21 protein-coding genes and 1 riboswitch are annotated in these 23222 nt (G+C 65.3%); of the genes, 15 read left to right on the top strand and 6 right to left on the bottom strand.

Annotation, left to right across the window (positions count from 1 at the left end; genetic code table 11):
* Window positions 1–33: 33 nt before the first annotated feature.
* The gene (locus FHG09_RS15390) at window positions 34–954 is read right to left on the bottom strand and encodes a LysR family transcriptional regulator (protein WP_152348522.1); all 921 of its coding nucleotides are present in this window, start codon (window positions 952–954) and stop codon (window positions 34–36) included.
* Window positions 955–1080: 126 nt separating this feature from the next.
* Between FHG09_RS15390 and FHG09_RS15385 the strand changes: the two genes are divergently transcribed.
* The 5 genes from FHG09_RS15385 (at window position 1081) to FHG09_RS15365 (ending at window position 6377) form a co-directional block, all read left to right on the top strand.
* A complete protein-coding gene (locus FHG09_RS15385) occupies window positions 1081–3015 on the top strand; it encodes an APC family permease (protein ID WP_152348521.1) in 1935 nt (644 codons plus the stop codon).
* A gap of 1 nt (window position 3016) precedes the next feature.
* Window positions 3017–3721 (top strand): SDR family NAD(P)-dependent oxidoreductase, encoded by a 705-nt coding sequence (locus FHG09_RS15380; RefSeq protein ID WP_227492801.1) that lies wholly within the window; start codon window positions 3017–3019, stop codon window positions 3719–3721.
* Window positions 3722–3786: 65 nt separating this feature from the next.
* Complete coding sequence (locus FHG09_RS15375; protein ID WP_152348520.1) at window positions 3787–5112, top strand: flavin-containing monooxygenase; 1326 nt, start codon at window positions 3787–3789, stop codon at window positions 5110–5112.
* Window positions 5109–5825, top strand: coding sequence for an SDR family NAD(P)-dependent oxidoreductase (locus FHG09_RS15370; RefSeq protein ID WP_152348519.1), 717 nt, complete (start codon window positions 5109–5111; stop codon window positions 5823–5825). The genes FHG09_RS15375 and FHG09_RS15370 overlap by 4 nt, the downstream gene beginning before the upstream one ends.
* Window positions 5826–5834: 9 nt before the next feature.
* A complete protein-coding gene (locus FHG09_RS15365) occupies window positions 5835–6377 on the top strand; it encodes a hypothetical protein (protein WP_152348518.1) in 543 nt (180 codons plus the stop codon).
* Window positions 6378–6417: 40 nt separating this feature from the next.
* Here FHG09_RS15365 and FHG09_RS15360 read toward each other — a convergent pair whose 3' ends face one another.
* The 5 genes from FHG09_RS15360 to FHG09_RS15340 form a co-directional block, all read right to left on the bottom strand.
* Window positions 6418–7263, bottom strand: coding sequence for an energy-coupling factor transporter transmembrane component T family protein (locus FHG09_RS15360; RefSeq protein WP_193627402.1), 846 nt, complete (start codon window positions 7261–7263; stop codon window positions 6418–6420).
* Window positions 7256–8848: an ABC transporter ATP-binding protein gene (locus FHG09_RS15355; protein WP_152348516.1), complete on the bottom strand. Its 1593-nt coding sequence runs from the start codon at window positions 8846–8848 to the stop codon at window positions 7256–7258. The genes FHG09_RS15360 and FHG09_RS15355 overlap by 8 nt, the downstream gene beginning before the upstream one ends.
* The gene (locus FHG09_RS15350) at window positions 8848–9474 is read right to left on the bottom strand and encodes an ECF transporter S component (RefSeq protein ID WP_152348515.1); all 627 of its coding nucleotides are present in this window, start codon (window positions 9472–9474) and stop codon (window positions 8848–8850) included. Before FHG09_RS15350 ends, FHG09_RS15355 begins: the two co-directional genes overlap by 1 nt.
* A gap of 22 nt (window positions 9475–9496) precedes the next feature.
* Window positions 9497–9605, bottom strand: a riboswitch (TPP riboswitch).
* Between the two features lie 95 nt (window positions 9606–9700).
* Window positions 9701–10612, bottom strand: a complete 912-nt coding sequence (locus tag FHG09_RS15345) for a universal stress protein (protein ID WP_152348514.1) — start codon at window positions 10610–10612, stop codon at window positions 9701–9703.
* Between the two features lie 158 nt (window positions 10613–10770).
* Window positions 10771–11310 (bottom strand): DUF4916 domain-containing protein, encoded by a 540-nt coding sequence (locus FHG09_RS15340; RefSeq protein WP_152348513.1) that lies wholly within the window; start codon window positions 11308–11310, stop codon window positions 10771–10773.
* Window positions 11311–11504: 194 nt separating this feature from the next.
* On the opposite strand from FHG09_RS15340, the gene FHG09_RS15335 reads away from it, so the two are divergent.
* The 10 genes from FHG09_RS15335 (at window position 11505) to proC (ending at window position 23221) form a co-directional block, all read left to right on the top strand.
* The gene (locus tag FHG09_RS15335; RefSeq protein WP_152348512.1) at window positions 11505–13001 is read left to right on the top strand and encodes an MmgE/PrpD family protein; all 1497 of its coding nucleotides are present in this window, start codon (window positions 11505–11507) and stop codon (window positions 12999–13001) included.
* The gene (gene prpB, locus FHG09_RS15330) at window positions 13001–13906 is read left to right on the top strand and encodes a methylisocitrate lyase (protein ID WP_152348511.1); all 906 of its coding nucleotides are present in this window, start codon (window positions 13001–13003) and stop codon (window positions 13904–13906) included. The genes FHG09_RS15335 and prpB overlap by 1 nt, the downstream gene beginning before the upstream one ends.
* Window positions 13903–15024 carry a bifunctional 2-methylcitrate synthase/citrate synthase gene (locus FHG09_RS15325; RefSeq protein WP_152348510.1) on the top strand — a complete coding sequence of 374 codons (1122 nt, stop codon included), beginning with the start codon at window positions 13903–13905 and terminating at the stop codon, window positions 15022–15024. The genes prpB and FHG09_RS15325 overlap by 4 nt, the downstream gene beginning before the upstream one ends.
* 22 nt (window positions 15025–15046) lie before the next feature.
* Window positions 15047–15856, top strand: a complete 810-nt coding sequence (locus FHG09_RS15320; protein ID WP_152348509.1) for an enoyl-CoA hydratase/isomerase family protein — start codon at window positions 15047–15049, stop codon at window positions 15854–15856.
* 27 nt (window positions 15857–15883) lie between these two features.
* Window positions 15884–16861 (top strand): Ppx/GppA phosphatase family protein, encoded by a 978-nt coding sequence (locus FHG09_RS15315; protein WP_152348508.1) that lies wholly within the window; start codon window positions 15884–15886, stop codon window positions 16859–16861.
* A gap of 188 nt (window positions 16862–17049) precedes the next feature.
* Entirely contained in the window at window positions 17050–18768 is a 1719-nt protein-coding gene (locus FHG09_RS15310; protein ID WP_152348507.1) for a glycerol-3-phosphate dehydrogenase/oxidase, read from the top strand.
* 132 nt (window positions 18769–18900) lie between these two features.
* Window positions 18901–19623, top strand: a complete 723-nt coding sequence (locus tag FHG09_RS15305; RefSeq protein ID WP_152348506.1) for an MIP/aquaporin family protein — start codon at window positions 18901–18903, stop codon at window positions 19621–19623.
* Between the two features lie 37 nt (window positions 19624–19660).
* Window positions 19661–21193: a glycerol kinase GlpK gene (gene glpK, locus FHG09_RS15300; RefSeq protein WP_152348505.1), complete on the top strand. Its 1533-nt coding sequence runs from the start codon at window positions 19661–19663 to the stop codon at window positions 21191–21193.
* Window positions 21194–21287: 94 nt separating this feature from the next.
* Window positions 21288–22286 carry a sugar phosphate isomerase/epimerase family protein gene (locus FHG09_RS15295; protein ID WP_152348504.1) on the top strand — a complete coding sequence of 333 codons (999 nt, stop codon included), beginning with the start codon at window positions 21288–21290 and terminating at the stop codon, window positions 22284–22286.
* A 98-nt stretch (window positions 22287–22384) separates the two neighbouring features.
* Entirely contained in the window at window positions 22385–23221 is an 837-nt protein-coding gene (proC, locus tag FHG09_RS15290) for a pyrroline-5-carboxylate reductase (protein WP_152348503.1), read from the top strand.
* Window position 23222 lies beyond the last annotated feature (1 nt).

The following is a 23222-nucleotide window of genomic DNA, read 5'->3' as shown; positions in this document are numbered from 1 at the left end:
CGAGCCGCCTCGGCGCGGCCGACTGCACATCTCTCACCAGGGCCCCTGGAACTCCTCCAGGGGCCCTCTCGACATCGCGATGAAGGCCTCGGTCGCCGGGGAGAGCTCGGCATCGCTGCGCGAGATGAAGGCGAAGTCGACGGGGAACGCGGGGGAGAGGTGGGCCCAAGACAGTTCGTTGCGCAGAGGATGACGCTGCAGTTCGACGAGCGGCAGGATCGTGTCGAAAGTCCCTCTCGCGACGATCTCCAATGCCGCATCGCCGTATTCGACCTGGATGAACGGATCGAGGTCGACCAGCTCGGACTGTGCTCTTTCAGCGAGCAGACGGCGCATCGGGTCTCGGATGCCCCAGCTCGCCTCGGCAAGGATCAGCCGACTGGGCGCGATCTGATCGAGGGCGACCGGTCGCCGGGTCCGCACACGATGAGCGCTGATGTAGACGACATCGTCCGAAAGTACCGGAGCAGAAACCTGCAGGCCGTGCGGATCGACGGGCAGCTCGACTAGGCCGGCCTCGAGATCCCCGCGACGGACGGCATCGGCGACATCGGATGAGTTGAGGCCGACCACCCTGATCCGCACGTTCGGAAACCGCTCGTTGAAGGCGAGGATGAGCGGGGCCAGCAGGTAGTGCTGGGCGCTGCGGAACGAGCCGAAGGAAACCTCTCCGCCCGAGAGGTCGGTGGTCACCTTCGCGACCCGTGAGACCTCGGCCGCGGCCTCGATTGCCGCCTTCGCTTTCGGGACCAGCTGTCGGCCGACGTCGGTCAGCCGCAGACGTGAGTTGGTGCGCACGAACAGCGTCGTCCCCAGTCGCCGCTCGAGCCGTCTGATCTGTTCGGACAAGCTCGGCTGCGCCATGTGCTCCTTTGCCGCCGCTGCCGCGAACGACCCCTCGTCGACGGTGCGGATGAAGTATTCCAGCTGCCTGAGCGTCGGTCCCTCACTCATGGGCACAGCATAACTCGTCTAAGGGTAAACCTTGGGCCGATGCTCTGAATTACCGTCTTCCACCTGTGCCAAGTTCTCGGCAGACTGTTGCCACCTGGTCAGAACGACGGATCCAAAGGGGGACCCATGGCCGCAGTCACCTATCGCAGTGATGCACGATTCAAACGCAGCATGACTCTGCAGTCCGCGATGTTCATCGCCATCGGCGGACAGATCGGTTCGGGATGGCTCTTCGCTGTGCTCTCGGCCGCAGGCATGGCCGGTCCATCGGCCGTGATCTCCTGGCTCATCGGCGGAGCACTCGTCACCCTCATCGCCCTGTCGTGGATGGAAGTCGGTGCGGCCCTGCCGTTCTCCGGTGCGATCGTGCGCTACCCCTATCTCTCCCACGGCGGGCTCACCGGCTGGCTGATGGGCATGTCGTACTGGCTGGCCAACCTCGCGCTGCCGCCGATCGAAGCCGTCGCCGCGATCACCTACGTCGGCGGACTGTTCCCGAACCTCGGCCTCCTCGAGACCCGGCAAGGCATCTCCATGCTCGCCTGGCCCAACGGCATTATCACCGGCATCGTCGTGATGTTCGTCTTCATGCTCATCAACATCTTCGGCGTCAAGCTGCTCAGCGAGGCCAACCGGTGGATCACCTGGTGGAAGATCATCATCCCCACGGCCACCTTCGCCCTCCTCTTCCTTGTCTTCAATGCCGGGAACTACACCGACTATGCATTCTTCGGCAATGCGGGAGGGACGAAGGAGGGATTCGGCGCGACCTTCCAAGCTGTGGCGATCTCCGGCATCGCGTTCGCCATGATGGGCTTCCGCGGGGTCATCGACTTCGCCGGAGAGGTGAAGAATCCCAAACGCAACATTCCCCTCGGCACCATCGGATCCATCCTCATTCCTCTCGGCATCTACACGGGACTGCAGATCGCCTTCATCGGTGCGATCAATTGGGCCGACGCGGGCGTCGCCCCCGGTGACTGGGCATCCCTGATGTCGAGTTCCTGGGCCGATGGTCCGCTCGGCGCAGCACTCAAGGCTTCCGGCATCGCCCTCCTCGGCGCGTTCGTGTCCCTGCTCCTCCTCGACGCGGTCATCTCTCCCGGAGCCGCCGGGTACCTCTATCTCGGCAGCGCCTCCCGGGTGGCCTACGGGTTGGCCACGAACAAGTTCTTCCCGTCCATCCTCACCCGGATGAACCGGCACGGCGTCCCCGCCTGGGCGATCATCGTCAACTTCGCCATCGGGCTGGCTTTCTTCCTCCCGGCCCCGAGTTGGTACCGCCTCGTCGGGTTCATCTCCTCCGCCCTCGTCCTCTCCACGCTCACCGCACCGGCCGCGATCCGCGTCATGCGCCACCACGCCCCGCAGCTGCACCGGCCCTACCGCCTGCCCTGGTCGAAGGTACTCGCTCCGATAGGCTTCATCGCCTCGACGATCATCATCTTCTGGTGCGGGTTCATCACCTTGGCCAACCTCGATGCCCTCCTGCTCGGCTCGATGGTCTGCTACGCGATCTTCTTCAGCGTGAAGAACGGTTGGACGAAGCGAGCCCCTTCGATCGTGCTCTCCGTCGTCTTCCTCATCGCTTGGGTGATCGTGTGCGTCCGCGGAGGGTTCATCCTCGCCCCCTCAGACACGGCGGTCGATGGCCCAGGCCAGGTCTATGAGTTCCTCGTCGGCATCACCGTGCTCACCGTCGCCTTCCTGCTCATCCTCCGTCTGATGACGAAGAAGGAAGGCGTCCGCCACCTCCGCGCCGGCTATTGGCTCGTCTTCCTGCTGCTGGCCGAACTCATCCTCTCCGCCTTCAGCGAGTACGGACCCCTGCCGACTCCGGTCGTCATCTTCCCGTGGGATTCGCTCATCGCGATCGTCATCGGCTACATCGCCTACCTCGGAGCCGACAAGACCGGTTTCGCGACCCCCGAACTCAAGGCACTCGAGCAGGAGAGTATCGAACGCGAGGCCGCCGGAGGCGACGAGGACCCATCGGAATCCAATGTTGAGCCGACTCCTGAAGACGATCACAGCATCAGTGCAACAGACAGGAAGGACTGACATGCCCACAGCAGTCGTCACCGGGGCCGCCAGCGGAATGGGCCTGGCCACCGCCCGCGCGCTCAGCGGTGAGGGGTGGGCGGTGATCGGAATCGACATCGCCGAGGTGACCGAAGACGTCCCGAACGTCACCGCCGTGCGCACCGATATCACCGACCGTGAGAGCCTCACCGAGGCGATCGACTCCGCCTGCGAGACCACCGGTCCCGAGCACGGTCGCATCGACCTCGTGGCGAATATCGCCGGCATCTTTCCACCGACGACCATCGAGACCTATACGACCGAGATCTTCCGAAAGATCTTCGACGTCAACGTCCTCGGCACACTCAACGTCATCGCCGCCAGCCTGCCGCACATGAGCCGAGGCGCAGCGGTCGTCAACTTCGCCTCGGTCGACGCGTTCACCGTCTCACCCGGACAGCTCGTCTACGGAGCCTCGAAGGCCGCAGTGGTCATGGCGACGAAGAGCCTCGCCCTCGAACTCGCCGACCAGGGCATCCGCGTCAACGCGATCGCCCCCGGCTGGGTCGACACGCCGGGCAACAACGCTACCGGCCGGATGGCTTCTGCTGCCGCAGGCGTCCCGCTGGGCCGGGTCGCTCAGCCCGAGGAGATCGCCCGCTGGGTGTCCATCCTCGGATCTGCAGACGCCGGGTTCATGACGGGGGAGACGATCGTGCTCGCCGGAGGAGACGTGATCCGCTGATGGCCCCGACCGATACCGCCGATGTCTGCCCACCCCAGACCACCACGCATGAAGGATCACAGACCATGACCTCACCGAACAAGAAGAAATACGCGATCATCGGCGCCGGCGCCGCCGGACTCTCTGCCCTCGCACAGCTGCACGCTGCCGGAATCGACGCCGACTGCTTCGAGAAGTCCGACCGCGTCGCCGGTCACTGGAACACCGATTACGAAGCCCTACACCTCATCACCGCCCGCGACCAGACCCACTTCGAGTGCTTCCCGATGCCCGACGACTACCCGCACTTCCCGCGACGGGACCAGGTCCGGGACTACATCTCCTCCTACGCCGACGAATTCGGGCTGCGCGAGCACATCACCTTCGACACGGCCGTCGAAACCGTCGACCCGATCGGAGGCGCCGAGGCGGCCGGCCGTCGCGGCTGGAGAGTGCGGACCCGCAACTCCGCCGGGGAGACCACCGAGAACGAGTACGAGGCAGTGCTGGTGGCCAACGGCCACCTCCGCGACCCGAAGATCCCGCAGGTCGAAGGGACGTTCGTAGGCAAGCAGCTGCACTCCTCGCAATATGCGAACACCGACGACATCGAGGGCCGACGGGTGCTCGTCGTCGGCGCCGGCAACTCGGGCTGCGACCTCGCCGTCGATGCCGCACAGCACCGCTTCGACGTCGACATCGTCGTGCGCAAGGGCGTGTTCTTCCAACCCAAGACCTACTTCGGCCGGCCCCGGCAGATGCTCGAATGGATGAACCAATTCACCCCTGAGGAACAGGACTTCATCTCCCGCATGCTTGCGAAGGTCTCCCTGGGCGACAACTCCGAATACCCAGGTCTGCCGTCTCCGGCCGAATCGACGCTGGCCGACGGGTACGCGGTGGTCAACGATCTTCTCCTCTACTGGATTCACCATGGTCGGATCGCCGTGTGTCCCGGAGTGGACCGCTTCGACGGCAACACTGTTCATTTCACCGACGGCACCTCCGGCGAGTACGACACGATCCTCTACGCCACCGGATTCCATCCGAGCCTGCCGTTCCTCGACGACGGACTCGTGGAGAAGGACGGCACCATGCCGGTCAAGCATGCGGCCGGAATCATCCCGGCCGGACTCGACAACCTCTACTACATCGGGCTCATCGCACCGCGGGGTCCGCAGATCCCCATCTACGGCATGCAGGCCAAGCTGGTCGCGAAGATGCTCCGCCTTCGTGAGGCCGGAGACGTCGCCCTGTCCGAATTCCTGGCAGGACGGTTCGAACCGGAGACCGGGATCGACATCGTCAGGGCACCATGGCTTCACGAACTCGCCGAGGTCGAGACCGTCCTCGACTCGCTGGCCTTCGCTCAGGAATCCCGGACCGAAGCGACGACAGGAGCGCGCGCATGAGAACAGCACTCATCACCGGAGCCGCCCGCGGCCAGGGACTCTCGCACGCTCGCCGTCTGACCGACCTGGGGTGGGCAGTCATCCTCGCCGACGTGCTTGATGAGGTGGGGGCCGCCTCGGCGCAGGAGCTTAGAAACGCAGGCCACCGCGCCGACTATCTCCACCTCGACGTCTCGGACCCGGACAGCTGGGCGGAGGTCGCCGAGTTCGTCCGCGACACATGCGGAACTCTCGACGGACTGGTCAACAATGCGGGCATCATCAATGTCGCACCGCTCACCGACGAAACGTTGCAGACCTGGAACCGGATCCTCTCGGTCAACCTCACTGGAACGTTCCTCGGGCTGCAGACTCTCGAACCGCTCCTGCGCGACGGATCCGGGGTGGTCAACGTGTCCTCGGTGTTCGGACCGGTGGGAGCGGCCGGATACGCCGCGTACTGTTCGTCGAAGTCAGGCATCATCGGCCTGACGAAGGTCGCCGCGCTCGAACTCGCACCGAGGCGGATCCGCGTCAACGCAATCTGCCCCGGCGGAGTCTCGACCGAGATGAACGCGAATGAACCCGAAGGCGGAGTCGCTAACGACACTCCGTTCGGGCGGCGGGCCGTGGTCGAGGAGATCTCCGGGACGGTGGCCTTCCTCCTCGGCGACGATTCCAGTTTCATCACAGGTACCGAGATCACCATCGACGGGGGGCTGACGGCCAAATAGGCTTCTGCCATGGCGACCAAGGGGATGAACATTCCGGCAATCGAAAAGGCCCTCGGCGAGAAGTGGGAAGACACCTGCGCTCGCCTCGAAGCGGCCGGGGGAGCGTCGGCGAGCCACAAAGAACTCGCCGACGCTCTCTACCCCCAGTTCGAGGGCAGAGTCGACAACCATGGGTGGTGGGTCCAAGGCGCAGTCGTCGCCTATGAGCAGGAAATCGGTCGTCGCGTGCCCGGTCAGCGTGCCGATGGCACTTTCGACGTCGCCGTGTCCCGCACGATCCCCGGCGACCGTTCCGAACTCATCGTTAAGTTCGCCTCCCTGATCGACTCCACCCTCAACGAGGTGGCCCTCGACGGTGAACCCCGCACCTCGGAGACGGCGAAGCGCTCCTTCTGGCGGGCCGACCTCGACGGCGGCATCAAGGTCGAAGCCGCCGCCGAGACGAAATCCGAGGGCAAGACCCTCTTCGTCCTCACCGTGTCAAAGCTGCCCAGTCCCGAAGCCCTTGAGGTATGGCGGGGGTTCGGCAAGGACTTCCTCAAACAGCTCTGACCGTTCGGTAGCGCAGCCGCTCCGACGATCCGCCTTCGTCTCAGCCGATGATCGGGTTCCATACTCCGAGCAGGTGAGCAGCACCGATCGCGATCCCACAGACAGCCAGGCTGATGAGCAGCGCCGCGTAATCTCGAGCCGCGAAGCTCGACTGTCTGCGCCAGGTGCGCCCCGGTCGGCCGAATGCCCGACCCTCCATCGCCATCGCCAAGGTCGTTGCCCGGCGAATCGAGACGACGAGCAGGACGAACACCCCGCTGAAGAGGCTGCTCGTGCGCCGCAGCAGCGAACCGCCGGCGACGCCTCGGGCCCGCCTGGCCATCGCCAGCACCTGCCACTCACTGACGAGCAGTCCGAGCAGACGGGACGCCGCTAGGACGGAGACCACGACGACCTCGGGCAGACGCAGATGCTGAATGAGCGCATCGGACAGATCGCGCGGATCGATCGTCGACGCGAGCACGATGAGCGGAATCGCCAGGGCCAGTGCACGGACGAAGATCGCCGCGGCCGCGGCCAGCGAACCCGTGGTGAACAGAACGGGTCCGAAGTCGACGACCACGTCTCCGGTCTTCTCCGCCAACAGAGCCGTGCCCCAGGCGGCGAGCAGAGCACCCGCCGGGAGGAACCACAGCCTCGTGGCCGCGGCCACCAGATCGAGTCCCGTCGCCGGCAGCGCCAGCACTGCTGCGAGCAGCACCACCCCGGCAGAGACCAGATCGATGCTCAGCAGCGCTCCCACCATGAGGATGAGCGCGACACCGATCTTCGTCAGCGGATTGCACCGAGCCAAAGCGGTAGAGCGCACCGTGGGGATGAGTCGGCCCGGATCCTCAACGGCAGCCTCGGGGGAGGGGCGAACATGCTGATCGAGACTCTCACTCACCGCGATCACCGGCCCTGAGACGCGAATCCGGCTCGCAGACGGCGCCTCGTTCTGCGCTGCTGCGGTCACCGAGTTCGAGGAATTCGGCGCCGATGGCCTCAAGGAACGAATGATCATGGCTGACCGCGACCACTGCGGATCCGTGGTCCAAGGCATCGAGGAACATCTCCACCAGCCCCGCCCAGGTCAGGGCATCCTGACCGAAAGTCGGCTCATCGACGACGAGCACACGTGGCCGGGGAGCCAGCATCGCCGCCACCGCCAGGCGACGCTTCTCACCACCGGACAGACTCTGCGGATGCGCGCGTGCGAGCTCGGTGAGACCGAGACCCTCAAGCAGCTCGGCCACCCTCGCCTGCGACTCGGCGGCAGACCAGCCGGCCAGCCGCGGACCCAGCTCGAGTTCGGCAGCCACACTCGAGGTGAGGAACTGATGAGCCGGTTCCTGGAAGACCATGCCGATGCGCGCCGCCAACTGCTTCGACGGCCAGGCGAACGGGCGAGCCCGCTTGGCACCTTCCCGCAGCGCCGCCTCGGCGATGACCTGACCGGAGAATTCGGGCAGCAGCCCCGCCAAGGTCAAGGCCGTGGTCGACTTGCCGACCCCGTTGGCTCCGACGATCCCGAGCGCCTGACCGGACCGCAGACTCAGATCCAGATCGGCCGCCGCCGGGGTGCGCATGCGCGGACGAGCAGCACTGAGCTGATCGGCGCGCAGCAGAACCTCGCCGAGGCGGCCGGAGATCCTCTCGGTTTCGCCGTCACTGCCTGACGGGGGCCCCGCCCGAGATGTCGCCGACAGCGGGGACGGGGACACCGAACGGCCGCCTCGGCGAGGGGCGGGGGAGTCCTGCGGCATCCAGATGCCGCAGCCGATGAGGGTGTCGGCGAGCTCCGGATCGGTGAAGATCTGATCGGGCGGACCTTGGGCGACGATTCCGTCGCGGCCGAGCACGATGACCCGGTCGACGTGGTCGATCCACAGCTCCACCCGGTGTTCGACGACGAGCATGGTCGCCGCGGACTCGGCTTGCACGGTGAGCACGGCATCGCGGACCTCGGCCGCCGAGGCGGGATCGATATTGGCGGTGGGTTCGTCGAGGACGATGACGTCCGGGGCCATCGCATGGATGCCGGCCAGTGCCAGCCGCTGCTTCTGCCCACCGGAGAGGGCGGCACTCGGATGCTCCGGCGGCAGATCGAGTCCCAGCGCCCGCAGGGAAGAGGGGACCCGGGCCTCGATGACCGTCGCCGGGAGCCCGAGGTTCTCCATTCCGAACGCCACATCGTCGCCGATGCGGGAGAAGATCACCTGCGAATCGGGATCTTGGAGGACCAGCCCGGTGCTGCCTCGGCGAGGATCCGGTGCCTCGCCGCCGACGAGGAGCTCACCCGTGGCCTCACCGGACTCCACGGGCAGGACACCGGCGACGGCATGGAGGAACGTCGACTTCCCGACCCCGGAGGCACCGAGCAGCAGCACCTTCTCACCGGCGGCGATCTGAAGATCGAGCGGACCGATCGCCGGCTCGTCACGGTCGGTGTGGGTCCATGAGAAGCCTGCGGCCGTGATCGGCAGCGCCATCAGCGCAGACGACCGGAGGCGAAGGAGCTCAGCGCCCCGGTGGCCGCGATCGCCCGGTAGGCGAACCATGCGCCGATTCCGGAGATGACGAGACCGGAGGCGATCGCGCACACGGCGTAGATCGCCTGGAAGCCGAACTGCCATTCGGCATTGTACATGATGTTCTCGCTCACCGCCATGAACGCGGCGGCCAGCATGCCCGAAGCCGCGGTGACCCACAGGGTGAAGCGCTTGTAGCCGAAAGCGGCGAAGACGAGTTCGGCACCGAGGCCCTGCAGCAGTCCAGAGAGCAGAACTGTCGCTCCGAAGTGCGAACCGAGGACGGCTTCGACGATGGCAGCGATGAGTTCGCACAGGAGCGCGGCACCGGGTTTGCGGATGATCGCACCGGCCAGCGGGCCGGCCAGCACCCAGAGGCCGGCGATGAGGCCGATCGACGGCGGGAAGGCCTGGAAGGCGAGTTCGAGGACCTTCCAGCTCAGGGCCAACACCCAGAATACGAGTCCCACGGCGATGCCGAGCACTGCGGTGGTGACATAGTCGACCACCCGCCACTGCTTGGATTTCGGCGCCGCGGTGAAGGCGCGAGCGGTGGGGACGGTTTTCGGTGTGGTGGTATTCGGCATTTCGCCTCCTCTGATCAAGGAGGGGTGAAGAGTCTCGACTTCCTTCGGCGGTGCTAACCGCATCAGGTTCGAGGGTCTGCAGCTTCCTCTGCACTCTCAGCGCCCCTGACGGCGCTCCCCTGTCGTAGCCACCACTGTACAACAGAGGAGCGCGGCGGCGGCCGCGACCGGTTCACTTCCCGTGCCCCTGCTCGTCGACGGGTCTCGAACGACCGGACGCTGCTGATCAGACCACCATGACCGGGCCCTCGGCGTGGTTGAGGACGCCGCGTGAGACGGATCCCAGCAGAGCGCTGCGGATCCGTCCGCGCCCGCGAGTGCCCATCACAGTCAGCTGTGCGCGTGAGGTGATCTCGACCAGCGTCTCGGTGGGGTCGCCGACCGGCACCGAGGTGGTCACCGTCAGATCCGGGAACTGCTCGGACAGAGTTCCGGCCTCCTTCTCCAGCCCTTCGGTCAGCTGCTTCTGCCGACGTGCGGTGACCTCGGAGCTGAGTTCCAGGTCGGGGTACCAGTAGAGCCATTCCTCGCCGGCCGGCAGCACTGCGACGAGTTCGAGTTCCGCCCCGCGCACAGCGGCCTCGGCGGCAGCCGTGAACATGGCGACCCGACCGGTGTCCGAACCGTCGACGGCGACGACCACCGGAGCCTTGTCTGCGGATTCCGAGGTCGACCGTTCGGGGACGACGATCGTCGGGCAGTTCGCATGGGCCGGCAGAGCCGTGGATACGGATCCGAGGACGCGGCCCATGAAGCCGCCGCGCCCGCGGGCACCGACGATGACGACCTCGGCGTCGGCGCTGAGCGTGACGAGCGCACCGGCGGAATTGCCGGGTGCTGTGCGGAAGGACGTCTCACCGGAGTAGTCGCCCAGGAGTTCGACCGCCTTGGCGAGTGTCTTCTCTGCTTCCCTCTTCGCCTTGTCATCCTCGGGTTCGCTGGGGATGGAGGCCATATTCGGATAGATCATCGTCGGCAGCTCATAGGCGGTGACGACGGTGAGAACGGTTTTGCGGCGTTCGGCCTCGACGGCGCCGTAGCGGACAGCCCGGGCGGCGAGTTCGGAGCCGTCGAAGCCGACGAGGACGCCGAGTTCGAGGTTCAGGCCGGATTCGGACGAACTGGATTGAGCAGACATCTCGCACCTCTCGATCGGGGCCTGTCCAACCCAGACGCCGACGACGGCCCCGACTGGCGGTATCGTCTGCGTCGCTTTCAGTCTACCAACAGAGTTCTACGCTATGTAGAAAAACGTGTGCGGCGAGAATCTTCGTCTCACCGGCAAGGGCCCGGACCTCAGACGCGGAAGCCCAGGTGAGCCAGGGCGATGCGCAGGATATGGTCCTGCCCGTAGCAGAGCTCGCCGACGATGTCGGGACGCAGAGTCTCCTCGGGAGTCAGCCAATCGAGGCTGAGCGCATCGGCACGCGGAGTGCATTCGCCGCGGACCTCGAGGATGAAGCACATGGCGATCGCATGCTGGCGCGGATCATGGAGCAGGGCCGAACCTTCGGTGGGGAAGTATTCGGCGATGTGGAACGGGCTGATCGCAGGCGGAATGACCGGCAGCGCCATCGGGCCGAGGTCGTTCTCGGCGTGGCGCATCAGCGAGGTGCGGATGGTCTCGTGGAAGCGGATCCGCCCACCCACGAGCTCTCGTCCGAGGGTGCCGTCCTCGAGGCTGCGCAGCAGCAGGCCGATGCGCTCGACATTGCCGCTCTCGCCCACCCGCACGGGGATGGCGTTGACATAGGGGATCGGCATGCGTCTGCGCAGGCGTGCGTACTCTGCGTCGTCGAACCAGTTCTCATCGAAGTCCAGTGCAGTCCGGGTCATGACCCAATATTCCCATAACCTCTCTCGCGGCAGAAGAGTCCGGAGCCCCTGTTGGTGAACCAGGACACGTATCGGGTAAAGTATCTTGATGTCGAGATAAATTTCCGACCGGCAGAGATCTGCCAAGTGACGTGGCCTACAGTTGTGTCAGCACTATGTGACCATTTCCGGTCAAGGACTATGAAGGGGTATCCATGATCAATCATGAAGTCCGTACCTACAAGAGCTCAGAGAACCTGGCTCGTGAGGATCAGCTCGCATGGAAGATCGCCGAGGTCGCATCCGACCCGACGCCGGTCGATTCCGATGTCACTGAGATGGTCATCAACCGCGTCATCGACAACGCTGCCGTCGCTGCGGCATCCGTGCGCCGGTCCGCTCCGACCCACGCTCGTGAGCAGGCCCAGACCCACCCGTTCAATCCCGGTGCCAACATCTTCGGCCTGCCGGTGAGCGACCGCTTCTCCCCGGAATGGGCCGCTTGGGCCAACGGTGTGGCCGTGCGCGAACTCGATTTCCACGACACCTTCCTCGCCGCCGAATACTCGCATCCCGGTGACAACATCCCGGCCGTGCTCGCCGTCGCACAGCACAAGGGCATCGGCGGCAAGGACCTCATCAACGGTGTGGCCACCGGCTACGAGATCCAGGTCGACCTCGTCAAGGGAATGTGTCTGCACGAGCACAAGATCGACCACGTCGCCCACCTCGGCCCCTCGGCCGCAGCCGGCATCGGTGCGCTGCTCCACCTGCCCACCGAGATCACCTTCCAGGCCGTCCAGCAGGCCCTGCACGTGACCACCGCGACCCGTCAGTCGCGCAAGGGCGAGATCTCGTCGTGGAAGGCCCACGCTCCGGCTTTCGCCGGCAAGATGGCCGTCGAATCCGTCGACCGTGCGATGCGCGGCGAGGGTGCACCGAACCCGATCTACGAAGGTGAGGACGGCTTCATCGCCTGGATCCTCTCCGGCCCCGAGGCCCGCTACACCATCCCGCTGCCGGGCAAGGGCGAAGCGAAGCGCGCGATCCTCGACACCTACACCAAGGAGCACTCGGCCGAGTACCAGGCCCAGGCGCTCATCGACCTCGCCCGCAAGCTCGGCGGACAGATCGAGGACCTGTCGAAGATCAGACGCATCGTCATCCACACCTCGCACCACACCCACTACGTCATCGGCACCGGTGCGAACGATCCGCAGAAGATGGATCCGGGGGCCAGCCGTGAGACCCTCGATCACTCGATCATGTACATCTTCGCCGTGGCCATGCAGGATCAGGGCTGGCACCACGAGCACTCCTATGCTCCCGAGCGTGCCGGCCGTCCCGACACCGTCGAGCTGTGGCACAAGATCGAGACCACCGAGGATCCCGAGTGGACCCGTCGATACCACTCGATCGACCCGAACGAAAAGGCCTTCGGCGGACGTGTGGAGATCGAATTCGAGGACGGCTCGACGCTGACCGACGAAATCGCCGTCGCCGACGCTCACCCCTTCGGCGCGCGTCCCTTCGCCCGTGCGAACTACATCGAGAAGTTCAAGACCCTGGCCGAGGGCATCGTCTCCGACTCGGAGCAGGCTCGCTTCATCGACCTGGCTGAGAACCTCGAGAGCCTCGATGCCGAGGGCGTGGGCGAACTCAGCTTCACAGTCGACGGGCTCGAGCACAGCGGATCGAAGGGCATCTTCTGATGCTCGGCGCACAGGCAACCCCCGCCGAGCGCCGCGCCAAGTTCCGCGAGCTGCTCGCAGGCGATGAGATCGCCGCGTTCCCCGGCGCCATCAACCCGATCAACGCCCAGATCATCGAGCAGATCGGATTCGAGGGCGTCTACATCTCCGGCGGAGCGTTCTCCGCGGCCATGGGCCTGCCCGACATCGGGCTGACCACGCTGACCGAGGTGGCCGACCACGGACGCAATATCGCCCGGGTGACGAACCTGCCGACCTTCATCGACGCCGACACCGGTTGGGGCGAGGCCATGAATGTGGCCCGCACCGTCCAGGAGTTCGAGGACGCCGGAATCTCGGGCATGCACCTGGAAGACCAGGTCAATCCGAAGCGCTGCGGCCACCTCGACGGCAAGGAGGTCGTCACCGCGGCCGAGATGTCCAAGCGCATCAAGGCAGCCGTCAAGGGGCGCCGGGACGAGAACTTCGTCATCTGCGCCCGCACCGACTCCCGCGCCGGGGAAGGCCTCGACGCCGCCATCGACCGGGCGAAGGCCTACGCCGATGCAGGTGCGGACATGATCTTCCCCGAAGCGATGCGCGATCTCGGAGAGTTCGAGAGATTCGCTTCCAGCGTCGATGTGCCGATCCTGGCGAACATGACAGAATTCGGAAAGAGCGAACTGTTCACCACCGAACAGTTGGCGAATGTCGGAGTCAAGCTTGTGATCTACCCGGTCACGACTCTGCGTCTCGCCATGGGTGCGATCAAATCGGGCCTGCAGACCATTCGGGACAAGGGCACTCAGGTGGACCTGCTCGAGGGCATGCAGACCCGTGCGGACCTGTATGACACGATCGACTACGCGGCGTACAACGAGTTTGACGCCGCAGTCTTCAACTTCTCACAGGAGGGTCACCAGTGACCGAAGAAATCAAGAAGGGCCTCGCCGGTGTCGTGGTCGACACCACCGCAGTGTCCAAAGTGGTCCAGGAGACCAACTCCCTGACCTATCGCGGGTATCCCGTTCAGGAGCTCGCCGCCGAACGCAGCTTCGAGGACGTCGCCTACCTCATCTGGAACGGCGAACTGCCCACCGAGGCGCAGCTGAGGGAATTCCAGGAGCGCGAGCGCGCCCAGCGTGCCATCGACGACAAGCTCGTCCAGCTCATCCTCGACCTGCCCAAGGACTGCCACCCGATGCACGTCGTGCAGACGGCCGTGGCCTACCTCGGTGCCGTCGACCCCGAGGCCGACGTCGAAGGCGAAGAGGCCAACCTGGCCAAGGCCGAGCGTCTCTACGCCCAGCTGCCGACGATCGTGGCCATCGACCACCGTCGCCGTCACGGCCTCGACCCCATCGCACCGACGAAGGACCTCGGCTACGCCGCGAACTTCTTCAAGATGGTCTTCGACGAGGTTCCCGCCGACGCGGTCGTGCGCTGCTTCGACGTGTCGATGATCCTCTACGCCGAGCACTCGTTCAATGCCTCGACCTTCACCGGTCGCGTCATCACTTCGACCACGTCGGATCTGTACTCGGCTGTCGCCGGTGCCGTCGGTGCGCTCAAGGGGCCCCTGCACGGCGGAGCGAACGAAGCCGTCATGGCGATGCTCGAAGAGGTCGGCTCTGCCGACAAGGCCTCGGCTTGGATCGACGACGCACTGGCCGAGAAGGCGAAGATCATGGGCTTCGGCCACCGCGTGTACAAGAACGGCGATTCGCGCGTTCCCACCATGCGCAAGGCCTTCGAGGACATGGTCGAGGTCAAGGGGGCGACCGATCTGCTCGATCTGTACAACGCCTTCGAAGAGGACTTCGTCGGGCGCAAGGGCATCTACCCGAACCTCGACTATCCCTCGGGTCCGGCCTACCACCTCATGGGCTTCGACACCGAGCAGTTCACGCCGATCTTCGTGATGGCCCGCATCACCGGGTGGACCGCTCATATCTTCGAACAGCAGGCGGACAACGCACTCATCCGGCCCCTGAGCGCCTACGACGGTGAGGACCAGCGCGAGGTTCCCGACAGCCGGGGCTGACCTCTCGAAAGGCAGAACACAGATGAGACCAGACGGTTCGTACCGTCCGGTCGATCTCGAGGGTTTCGACTTCACCGTCTCCGGTGGGGTCGGAACCCTCGTCATCGATCGGACCGAAAAACGCAATGCGATCTCCCGTTCCATGTGGCGGGCGCTGCCGCAGATCATCGCGAACGTCGACGCCGATGATTCGATCGGGGCGCTCGTGATCACCGGGGCCGGCGGGCATTTCTCCGCCGGTTCGGACATCGCCGACCTCGACGTGCCGCTCGCCGACTTCTGGGATCTCAATTCCACCGCCGAGGCGGCCCTGGCGAACTCTCAGACCCCGACGATCGCAGCCATCACAGGCAATTGCGTGGGTGGGGGAACGGAGATCGCCGCGGCCTGCGATATCCGCATCGCCGCTCCCGGATCGATCTTCGGCGTCACCGCAGCCAAGCTCGGACTCGTCTACCCCGCCGGCCCCACGAAGCGCCTGGCCCAGATCCTCGGCGACGCGTGGGCCAGGTACCTGCTGATCACGGCCTCGATCGTGAAGTTCGAGAAGATGGCCGAACTCGGCTTCTTCCACGAGATCTCCGATACCCCGCTGGCCGACGCGCAGGTTCTGGGGGAGCGGATCGTGGGGCTGTCCCGACTGAGTCAGGTCGGGGCCAAAGCGATCCTCGACGGCGAGCTGCCCGAGGGCGCGGAGCCGCCTCGGTGGCTCGCTGATGCCTACCGGGCAGAGATCACCCGCGGTCAGGAAGCATTCTTCGCCAAGGAGCCGCCGGAATTCGGCTTCACCAAATCTGCGTGGCAGAACGGTTCCCAACTCCGTGATCGCTGAGCCCAGCGGAGAGGATAAACTGGGCGAATGCGCCTAGCAGTCCTCGATATCGGCTCCAACAGCGTCCACCTCCTGGTCGTCGACGCTCATGTCGGAGCACCGCCCCTGCCGGCCACCTCGCACAAGGAGGTGCTCCGACTCGCTGAGTACCTCAGCGACGACGGAACGATCGACGCCGAAGGTCAGGAACGACTGCGTTCCTTCATCACCGATGCCGTCGAGATCGCCGAAGACCAAGGGGCGGAACAGATCCTCGCGTTCGCCACCTCGGCGGTCAGGGAGGCCCCGAACGGGGTCGGGCTCATCGAGTCGATCAACGCTCAGCTCGGGGTCACCCTCAACGTCATGTCGGGTCGGGACGAAGCCCGTGTGACGTTCCTCGCCACCCGCCGCTGGTTCGGGTGGTCGGCGGGAAAGATCCTGCTGCTCGACATCGGCGGCGGTTCACTGGAGATCGCGGCGGGTCAGGACGAGTACCCGCAGGCGGCCGTGTCGATTCCGCTCGGGGCCGGACGAACCTATTCGGACTTCCTGCCCGACCCGATGCCCACGGAAGACGACATCCACCGACTGCGCAAGCATGCCCGGGCGCAGATCGGACGCATCGCCGGCGACATCAACCGGGTCGGAGTGCCCGACCAGGTCGTCGGTTCGTCGAAGACCTTCCGCTCTCTGGCCCGCATCGCCGGAGCCGCCCCGAGCGGAGACGGAATCTATGCGCCCCGGAAGCTCTTCCGCCTCGACCTCGACGGCATCATCGACACCCTCGCCTCACGCACTCCCGAGGAGCGAGCGACCCTGCCCGGCGTCTCCGAAGCCCGTGCCGGTCAGGTGCTGGCAGGAGCGATCATCGCCGAGGCGGCCTTCACGATCTTCGACATCGGCGTCATGAACATCTCCCCCTGGGCGCTGCGCGAAGGCATCATCATGCGCAAGCTCGATCTTCTCGACTCGGCCGAGCAGTCCTCGGCGATGCGCGTCGAACCCGTCGCCGCCCTGGACTGAACCTCCGCCGGAGTTCATTTCAGCGTCTCCCCGACACGGCTGAGCCTTCTGTGCGTCTGTCGGTCGGTATCGGAATTCAGGTTCGCCTGCTAGTTTTTGATTAGTCGCCGAGGTGGCACTCGCACTCATCTGCACGTGCCGACATCGGCCGAGACCCGATACTTCTGACAGAAAGCACGAACCTGCCGATGCGAAATGGTGAGCTGTCCCCGAACTTCCGTGACCAGGCGCTGGAGACTCTGAAGACGACGAGTGCGGCCGACCCGCTCGACGTCTTCGTCGTCGGCGGGGGAGTGACCGGTGCCGGATCGGCCTTCGACGCAGCCACCCGTGGACTCAAGGTCGGTGTCGTCGACGCGAAGGACTGGGCATCGGGAACCTCCTCCCGGTCCTCGAAGCTCATGCACGGCGGACTGCGCTATCTCGAGATGCTCGACTTCAAACTCGTCGCCGAGGCGCTGAAGGAACGCGACCTGCTGCTCCAGCACACCGCGCCCCACCTCGTCGAACCCGTCGCCTTCGTGTTCCCCTTCGAACACCGCCTCATCGACCGGGCCTTCATCGGATCCGGTGTGCTACTCTACGACACGATGGCCACCCGGCCGGGTCGCAAACGCGCTGTGCCGATGCACCGTCATCTGGGGAAGAAGGCCCTGAGCGCCCACTTCCCGGGCCTGGCCGACGACGCCGCCGTCGGCGCCCTCGAATACTATGATGCGAAGGTCGACGACGCCCGCTTCGTCATGACCCTGGTCCGCTCGGCCGTGAGCTACGGAGCCGCTGCCGCCAACCACGTCTCCGTCATCGGCTACCTCCACGACGGCGACCAGGTCACCGGCGTCCACGCCCGGGACGAGATCAGCGGCGAAGAGTTCGACATCCACGCCCGCCGCACCATCCTCGCCGGAGGCGTCTGGACCGAAGAGCAGCAGGATCTGGCGAAGGCCGACGCCGGGCTCAAGGTGCTCGCCTCCAAGGGCGTGCACATCACCGTGGCCGAGGACAAGATCAAGGCCGACCCCAACACGGGAATCATCTCGAAGACGGAGAAGTCCGTCCTCTTCGTCATCCCGTGGGAAGGCTATTGGGTCATCGGCACCACCGACACCCCGTGGACCGAAGACGTCGACGCACCGGTGGCGACCTCGCAGGACATCGACTATCTGCTCGAACACGCCAACGCCATCCTCGCCGACAAGCTCACCCGCGACGACGTCATCGGCGTCTACTCCGGACTGCGCCCGCTGCTCCAGCCGGTCGTCAAGGAGGGACAGGCCTCGACGAAGGTCTCCCGCGAACACACCGTGATGGAAGTCGAGCCCGCTCTGGCCGCGATCGCCGGAGGCAAGTTCACCACCTACCGGGTGATGGCCGAAGACGCCGTCGACTTCGTCCTCGGCGACGATGCGAAGGACCGCCGGTCGCTGACCGAATCCGTGCCGCTGCTCGGAGCTCAGGGAGTGGGGGCGCTGCGGCGCGGCGAGTCCGGGATCGCTGAGAAGTACGGATTGGACGAAGATCGCGTCAAACGGCTCATCCGCCGCTACGGCACTCTCATCGAGGATCTGCTCGATCTCGTCGATGAGGACCCCGAGCTCGGTCAGCCGCTGGAAGGAGCCGAACGCTACCTGCGCGTCGAAGCCCACTACGCGGCCGCCGCGGAGGGGGCCGTCCACCTCGGCGACATCCTTGAGAGACGGATGCGGCTGAACTATGAAACCCGGGACAGGGGAAAGAACGCCGCCGAGGCGGTCGCCGCCATCGTCGCTCCCGTCCTCGGATGGGACGCCGACCGTGAGGCGACAGAGGTCGCGGACTTCCATGCTCACGTCGACGCCCAGGTCGCGGCCGAGACCACGGAGGACGACGCCTCGGCGGCGGCTCTGGTCGGTGCGACCCTCCACTGAAACGGTCACAGCGAAGTGCGGGACCACAACCGAATACCGACAATCGAATATCGAGCGACCCCGGAGCACCCACCGGGTCGGCCATCGACCGGAACACCCACCGGAAAGACAAACAACAGGAGTTTGTGAGATATGGGCACTATCTTCCTCTACGAGATCGCCGGTACGGCGATGCTCATGCTGCTCGGCGTCGGCGTCGTCGCCAATGTCGTCCTGACCAAGACCAAGGGCAATGGGGGCGGCTGGCTGCTGATCTCCTTCGGCTGGGGACTCGCCGTCTTCGCCGGTGTCTACGTCGCCTACAAGACCGGCGCACACCTCAACCCCGCCGTGACGTTCGGCATCCTCACCAGCGGGGCCAGCGAATATGCCGAGGGCATACCGGTCAACTTCGTCAACACGGTGGCGTACCTCGCCGCCGAACTCATCGGTGCGATGCTCGGTGCCTTCCTCGCCTGGGCCGTGTACAAGAAGCACTACGACGAAGAGAAGGACGCCGGGAACATCCTCGGCACCTTCTCCACCGGGCCGGAGATCCGCTCCTATGGGTGGAACTTCGTCACCGAGGTCGTGGCCACGTTCGTGCTCGTCATCGTCATCCTCCTGTTCGGAGGAACACCGGACAGGCTCGGACCGCTGGCGGTCGCGCTGATCGTCGTCGCCATCGGCGCATCCTTGGGCGGACCGACCGGCTACGCCATCAACCCGGCTCGTGACCTCGGACCTCGTATCATGCATGCGCTGCTGCCGATCCCGAACAAGGGCGGCTCCGACTGGGCATATTCGTGGGTTCCGGTCTTCGGCCCGCTCGTCGGTGCTGTGCTTGCCGGCGTCATCTCCCGAGCCCTCATCTGAGCAGACCACCAATAACCACATCGACACAGGAGTCAGAATGAGTCAGGAAAAGTTCATCCTCGCCATCGACCAGGGCACCACCTCGTCGCGGGCGATCGTCTTCGACTACGACGGACAGATCGTGTCCTCCGGCCAGCTCGAGCACGAGCAGATCTTCCCTCGCGCCGGCTGGGTCGAACACGACCCGGTGGAGATCATCAAGAACACCAACGAGGCGATCGGTCAGGCGCTGACCCGGGCGAACATCAACCGCCATCAGCTCGAAGGCGTGGGCATCACGAACCAGCGTGAGACCACCGTCATCTGGAACAAGCACACCGGTGAACCCGTCTACAACGCCATCGTGTGGCAGGACGCGCGCACCCAGAAGGTCTGTGACGAACTCGCCGGGGACGAAGGCGCCGATAAGTACAAGGACCGGGTCGGGCTGCCTCTGGCGACGTACTTCGCCGGGCCGAAGGCCAAGTGGATCTTCGACAACGTCGGCGGGGTCAAGGAAGCCGCCGCGGCCGGCGACCTCCTCTTCGGGACCATGGACACCTGGGTGATCTGGAACCTCACCGGCGGCGTCAACGGCGGAATCCACGTCACCGACGTCACGAACGCCTCGCGGACGATGCTGATGAACATCGACACCCTCGACTGGAATCCTGATATCGCGGCAGATATGGGCATCCCCGTCGAGATGCTGCCCGAGATCAAGTCCTGCTCGGAGGTCTACGGATACGGGGCGAAGAACGGACTCATCATCGACACCCCGATCTGCGGCATCCTCGGCGATCAGCAGGCGGCGACCTTCGGTCAGGCCTGCTTCGAGGTCGGTCAGGCGAAGAACACCTATGGCACCGGCAACTTCATGCTCATCAACACCGGCACCAAGCCAGTGGCCAGCAAGAACGGTCTGCTCACCACGGTTGCGTACAAGATCGGCGAAGACGAAGCCGTCTATGCGCTCGAGGGATCGGTGGCAGTGACCGGTTCGCTCGTGCAGTGGCTGCGCGACAACTTCGGAATCATCAATGACGCCCCCGAGGTCGAGACCCTGGCCAAGCAGGTCGATGACAACGGCGGCTGCTATATCGTGCCCGCGTTCTCCGGACTCTTCGCTCCGCACTGGGAGTCCGATGCCCGCGGAGTGATGGTGGGGCTGACACGGTACGTGAACAAGAACCACATCGCCCGTGCGGCCCTGGAGTCCGTGGCCTTCCAGTCCCGTGAGGTCCTCGACTCGATGAACCTCGACTCCGGCGTCGAGCTCACCGAGCTCAAGGTCGACGGGGGCATGGTCGCGAACGAGACGCTCATGCAGTTCCAGGCCGACCTCCTCGGCGTGCCCGTCATCCGTCCCGAGGTCATCGAGACCACGGCGCTGGGCGCGGCATATGCGGCGGGGATCGCCGTGAAGTTCTGGAACAGCGGGGAAGACGTGCGCAAGAACTGGCGCGAGGACAAGCGCTGGAACCCGTCGATGGACGACGAGACCGTCGACCGTCTCTACCGCCTCTGGAACAAGGCAGTGGAACGGTCGAAGGGCTGGGTAGACGAGGACACCGAAGCCCTCTACGGCTGATTACTACCTGACGGCGGCCCAGCAACCTCGCGCGAGGTTGCTGGGCCGCCGTCAGGTAGTTCGGGGGCGGGGCGTCCGCGTTAGACTGGAATGGATGAGCAAGAAGTCGAAGTCCCAGCGGAAGGTGTTGACCACCAAGAACTCTGCGCGCTCGAATTCGCGGCGCCACAAGGAGTACTTCGACAGTCACGAAGTCTACGAACACGACGCCCATCACGTCTCGGACCACCGAATCCGCCTCGGCCTGTCGAGCTCGTCGGTGTCCCCGATGACCGTCGAGGAGACCTTCACCCAGGCCGCGAAACACGGCTATGACGGCGTCGAGATCATGGTCACGCACAACGCCGAGACGCGAGACGTCGACCTCATCAACGGACTCGCCCGCGACACCGGCCTCGACGTCATGTCCCTCCACGCCCCGACTCTTCTCTTCCTGCCACGGGTGCTGCACAAGGACCACTGGGAGAAGCTGCGGATCACCGCGAACCTCGCCAGAGAAGTGAATGCGGAGACCGTGGTCCTCCATCCGCCCTTCCGCTGGCAGGGCGAATACGCCCTTGGTTTCGTCGACGGGGTCCGAGAGGTCTCCCGGGAGACAGGTGTGAGACTGGCCGTGGAGAATATGTACCCGTGGCGAGCGGGGCTGCGCGAAGTCCAGGTCTACTATCCTGACTGGAACCCGTTGGATGAGGACTACGACGATCTCACCTTCGACTTCTCCCACGCCTCGACGGCCGGGATGAACGCGGTGGAGACGGTGGCCGAGATCTTCGACAAACTCCGACACGTCCACCTCACCGACGGGGCGGGCTCACTCAAGGACGAGCACCTCGTCCCGGGGGCCGGAACTATGCCGGTGGCCGAAACCCTGCAGTACCTGGCCAAATACAACTGGGCCGGCGACGTCGTCGTCGAGGTCAACACGCGCTTCGTGCGCAGACAGTCCACCCGTGAGAAGATGCTCGCCGACTCGATCGCCTTCGCCCGCGATCACCTCGGCCTGGCCGAGGCGCCCCCGCGACGCAACTCCCACAGTCACACCCGCACCTCGGAACGCGGTCCGTCGACCACCGACGGACCCGCCGGCGACTGACCCGCTGGCGACTGACCGCCGACTGTGGAGACCGCCTGCTGCCTCCGGGCGCAGAAGACTGCAGCAAACAGACGACAACCTCGAAAGGCTGACTCGATTTGACCACCATCGCCTCCATCGGAACCGGCAACATGGGCACGGCACTGATCCAGGGGATCCTCAGCGCTGACGCGGACATCACCGTCCGCGCGACGACGAATTCGACCGCCTCGGCGCAGCGTCTGAGCAAGGAACTGCCGTCAGCGACGGTGACGGCAGTGGAAGACGACGCAGAGGCGAACGGAAAGGCCGCGGCCGGAGCCGATTTCGTATTCGTCGGCGTCAAACCCTGGATGATGGCCGAGACCCTCCGCGAACTCGCCCCGAACCTCGATGCAAGCGCCGTGCTCGTGTCGATGGCCGCCGGAGTCGCGGCCTCGGATCTCGCGAAACTGGCCCCCGAGAATCCGATCGTGCGGATCATGCCGAACACCCCGAGCTCCCTCGGCCACGGCGTCATCGCGCTGGCCCCCGACGCCGAGGTGCCCGCCGACAGCGTCGACACACTTCGTCAACTCCTGTCCGGAGCCGGGCTCGTCGTCGACCTCGACGAATCCCAGATCCCGGCGATGACCGGCATCTCCGGGTCCGGAGTCGCCTACTTCTTCCTCCTCGCCGAAGCAATGATCGCCGCCGGAGTCAAGCAGGGACTCAGTGAGGATGACGCCCGACAGATGGTCGTGGCCACCGCCGACGGCGCCGGCCGCCTGCTCAGCCGGAAGCCCGATCCGGGCGCCCAGCGTCAGGCCGTGAGCAGCAAGGGCGGAACGACGCTGGCCGGTCTGTCGAAGTTCATCGATGCCGGGATCTTCGACATCGCCGAGGCGGCTGCGCAGGCGGCGGCTGACCGTTCCCTGGAGATGGAGCGGGAGAATTCCGAGGTCATCGACGGCTGAG

Source organism: Brevibacterium sp. CFH 10365 (assembly GCF_009299785.1).
Lineage (GTDB): Bacteria > Actinomycetota > Actinomycetes > Actinomycetales > Brevibacteriaceae > Brevibacterium > Brevibacterium limosum.
This window is presented reverse-complemented; position numbering and strand designations above follow the sequence as displayed.